This is a genomic window from uncultured Campylobacter sp. (genome assembly GCF_937997465.1).
GTDB lineage: Bacteria > Campylobacterota > Campylobacteria > Campylobacterales > Campylobacteraceae > Campylobacter_A.
Window position 1 is genome coordinate 1 of record NZ_CALKTQ010000055.1, and the last position, 3,493, is coordinate 3,493.

Genomic DNA, 3,493 nt, shown 5'->3' on the forward strand with positions numbered 1-3,493 from the left:
GTCGCGGGCCTAAAGGCGTGCGGCGCGATCGACGCGGTCACCGAGTGGCTAAAACACTCTCAGGAGTTCGTGCGCTACGGCGGTACTTTCGTGCCGTATCTCATGGGTACGGTTACGGGCTCTGGCGACGCGGCTACTATGGCGTTTAACCAAGCTATCACCGTTCACGCCGCGGATTTAGGCTTCGCGCAGGATAAGCTAGGTATGGCCGCTGCGATCTCGGGCGCACTGGGCCGCTCGTCGTCTCCTATCGCGGGTGCGGCGATCGTGTGCGCGGGTCTAGCTATGGTTAGCCCGGTCGAGATAGCCAAGCGAACGGCTCCTGCGATGGCGATAGCCGTGTGCGTTATAGCGTTTTTTATGCTCTAAATTTAGAGTTAAATTTGATAAAGTCGGCGCTTTGCCGACTTTGCGTTTACCAGGGCGATGCTTGTCGTCCTGGCTCATGATTTGGTTTTTGCGAGAGATTTTTATACATGCAGCTTGCCGCTAAAATTTAAGGCTAAAACGGCAAATTTTCCCATTAAATTTACCGAGTCAAATTTACCGCACAAAGGCCGTAAAATTATCTTTGGATAAATTCTTTATATCGGTTGCAGGCTAGCTCCGGCTCCATTTCGCACGCTTTTTTGAGGTATTTTTCGGCCGCATTTGTGTCCTCTTTGACGCCTCGTCCTTGCGCATATAGATTGCCTAGATTGTAGCATCCGCCGCCGTTGCCCATCTCGCAGGCTTTGGCGTAAAATTCGCTTGCTTTTACGTGGTCTTGCTCGACGCCGCGCCCGTTTGCGTAGGCAAAGCCCAAATTTGAACAACCCGCTTCATCGCCCATATCGCAGGCCTTTGCGTAAAGCTGGGCGGCTTTTCTACCGTCCTGCGCTACGCCGTTGCCGTTGCCATATAAAAAGCCCAAATTTGAGCAGCCAGCACCGCTGCCTAGCTCGCACGCCTTTGAGTAGAGCTCTGCCGCTTTTTGATAGTCTTGCGCGGCTCCTTCCCTAGCGTTATCGTATAAAACTCCAAGCTCGTAGCAGCTTGTGCCGTTTTTACTGTCGCACTCCTTTTATAGCGCGTTTATATCGGCGCCGACAGCCAAAACCGAAGCGGCGATTAGCGGTAAAAATATCTTTTTCATCAAATTTACTCCTATTTAAATTTGCTTTCGTATTTTACGCAAAGCGAGCTTAAATTCGGGCGAGAGGGTTAAATTTGACGAAAATTTGGGCTAGCGCCGTAAAGGGACGAGTCTCGGTAGCGTAAACCGGCGATAAAGGGATGGCGGCGACTTGCAAATTTGAGAGCGAAGGCGCCCTCAAATTTGACCCGGTTTATTTCTCTGCTATGATTTTTACGATCTCGCAGATGACGTTGCTGGCCGCTCGTAGCGATTTTACCGGCAGGTACTCGTAGATGGAGTGAAAGTTGTGCGCGCCGGTAAATAGGTTCGGACACGGTACGCCTTTTTCCGAGATGACCGCGCCGTCGTATCCGCCTCGCATTGGGATCACTTTTGGCTCGATATTTAGGCGTGCGTAGGCTTGCTTTGCTGCGACGACGGGTAGGCTGTTTTCTCCGCCCGCTAGGTAGTTAAATACGTTTTTGTAGCGGTCTTTTAGACTGATCTGCACCCTGTGCGCGCCGTAAATTTTAGCAAACGAGTCGGCAAGATCTTGCAAAAACGCCATACGCTGCGCGTATTTTGCCTCGTTAAATTCGCGAACGTCGAGCTTCAGCACGGTTTTTGCGCTGTTGCCAGATAGCTCCTTGACCCAGTAGTAGCCCTCGACGCCGCCCGTATACTCAGGTGCTTCGCCGCCGGGTAGCATCGAGATAAATTTGTGTGCGAGTAGTAATGAATTTACGAGCTTGCCCTTTGCGTTCATCGGATGCGCGGATTGCCCGGTAAAGGTCACGACCGCGTCGCCGGCGTTCCAGTTTTGGTAAATCAGCTCGCCGATGCCGCAACAGTCCAGACAATAGGCAAAGTCGGCCTTGATCTCCGAAACGTCAAGCGCCTTGGCGCCGCGCAGACCTTGCTCCTCGTCGGGCAAAAAGCCAAACGTCACGTCGCCGTGCTCGATTTGCGGGTTTTGTACGAAAAACTGCGCAGTGTTTACGATGGCGGCGATCGCGGCCTTGTCGTCAGCGCCGAGTAGGCTAGTGCCGTCTGTCACGATGAGGTCGTCTCCGACGTAATTAGCAAGCTCTGGGAATTCGCTAAGTTTTAGCGCTATGCCTAGTTCTTTATTTAGCGTGACGTCGCCGCCCTCGTAGCGCACGATTTGCGCTTTCGTGTCGTTTTTTTGTTCTGCGCTAGTATCAAGGTGCGCGAAAAACGCCACGGACGGCAGCTTTTTAGCGGAATTTGACGGCAAAACAGCCGTAGTTATGGCGTTTTCTCGTCTTTTTATATTTTGCAGGCCGAGCTGCTTTAGCTCGCTTTCTATCAGCTTTGCTAGATTGTGCTCAGTTGGGTTTGAAGGCATGATGCCCGCCGCGCCCGCTTCGCGGTTTGTGGTGGTGTTGATCTTCGTATAGCGTAAAAATCTCTCGACTATGTCCATGTTTGCTCCTAAATTTGAGATAAAATTTATGAAATTATACTATCTTTTAATTAAGCTTAAAATAAAATTTTAATATTTTCGGGCAAGTTTAAAATTTAATCGGTATAATTCGCAAACTAAATTTAAAGGAGCAAAAATGCGAAATTTATGTTACGTGAGCGACCTTTCGGACTTTCATCAGGTTTTTTCGGCGACGCTGGGTAAGATGGCTGCGGTGCAAGGTAGATTTGCGGGTATCGTCGGCAACCTTGACTGGAACGTGGATTTTGATAGCTGCGAGATAGCTTTCGGCGATCAAATTTACAAGATACAGTTTATCGGCAGCGAGTCAAACGTGAGCGACACGTGGCTGTGGGGACACGCGAACGTAAATAACTTTGGCGAGGAGGCGACGCGGTTTTCTGCAGAGGTGTTGCGCGCGGGGCTAGAGTGGGGTTTGCAAGCTTTTAGCGAACCGAGCTTTGAGCTGGATGAAACCTTTAACGGGCACACGCTATGTATCGCCGCATGCGGAGTCGCTGACGAAAATTTATGCTACTACGGCTGCAGACACGATAAGGGCTGTGCGTTTGTGGCTATAACCGATGCGCCAGCTTCGCTTTTTGAGCCTCTTAGCACGCACGAGTTTGTCAAAACAGCAAGTAGCTGCATACAAAATCACGACGTAGATCATAAAATTTTCATCAAAAGCTTTTTGGAGTTTAACGGAGTCAAATTTGATGAAAACGTCGAAAAGGGCGGATTTTTTAAGAAAGCCAAAGACGAAATCGTAGCTAAATTTGACAAAGAGCTTTTGATCAAATTTGACGACAAGGGTAGGATTTCGGGATTTAAATATGAATTTTAATTTGGGTAGTTTGAGCAAGGCGATGGGCTAAAACCCACCGCCTTAAATTTACGAATGGAAGTGAAACTCGTCCGGGTGATCT

At 49.6% G+C, this 3,493-nt stretch carries 4 protein-coding genes and 1 pseudogene; 2 read left to right on the forward strand and 3 right to left on the reverse strand.

All coding sequences use genetic code 11. From position 1 onward, the window contains the following. Window positions 1-369 (forward strand): C4-dicarboxylate transporter DcuC (gene dcuC, locus Q0546_RS01610; RefSeq protein WP_298789927.1); only part of this gene is annotated, 369 nt, incomplete at its 5' end. A gap of 196 nt (window positions 370-565) precedes the next feature. On the opposite strand, the gene Q0546_RS01615 is transcribed toward dcuC, so the two are convergent. The 3 genes and pseudogenes from Q0546_RS01615 to pepT form a co-directional block, all read right to left on the reverse strand. Next, window positions 566-913, reverse strand: coding sequence for a tetratricopeptide repeat protein (locus Q0546_RS01615; RefSeq protein WP_298789929.1), 348 nt, complete (start codon window positions 911-913; stop codon window positions 566-568). Window positions 914-943: 30 nt separating this feature from the next. Beyond that, window positions 944-1,024: pseudogene (locus Q0546_RS11945) on the reverse strand (sel1 repeat family protein); the annotation flags it as partial. A 304-nt stretch (window positions 1,025-1,328) separates the two neighbouring features. Continuing rightward, the gene (gene pepT, locus Q0546_RS01620; RefSeq protein ID WP_298789931.1) at window positions 1,329-2,564 is read right to left on the reverse strand and encodes a peptidase T; all 1,236 of its coding nucleotides are present in this window, start codon (window positions 2,562-2,564) and stop codon (window positions 1,329-1,331) included. 136 nt (window positions 2,565-2,700) lie between these two features. Between pepT and Q0546_RS01625 the strand changes: the two genes are divergently transcribed. Continuing rightward, a complete protein-coding gene (locus tag Q0546_RS01625; protein ID WP_298789933.1) occupies window positions 2,701-3,411 on the forward strand; it encodes a DUF6882 domain-containing protein in 711 nt (236 codons plus the stop codon). The last annotated feature ends 82 nt before the right edge of the window (window positions 3,412-3,493 follow it).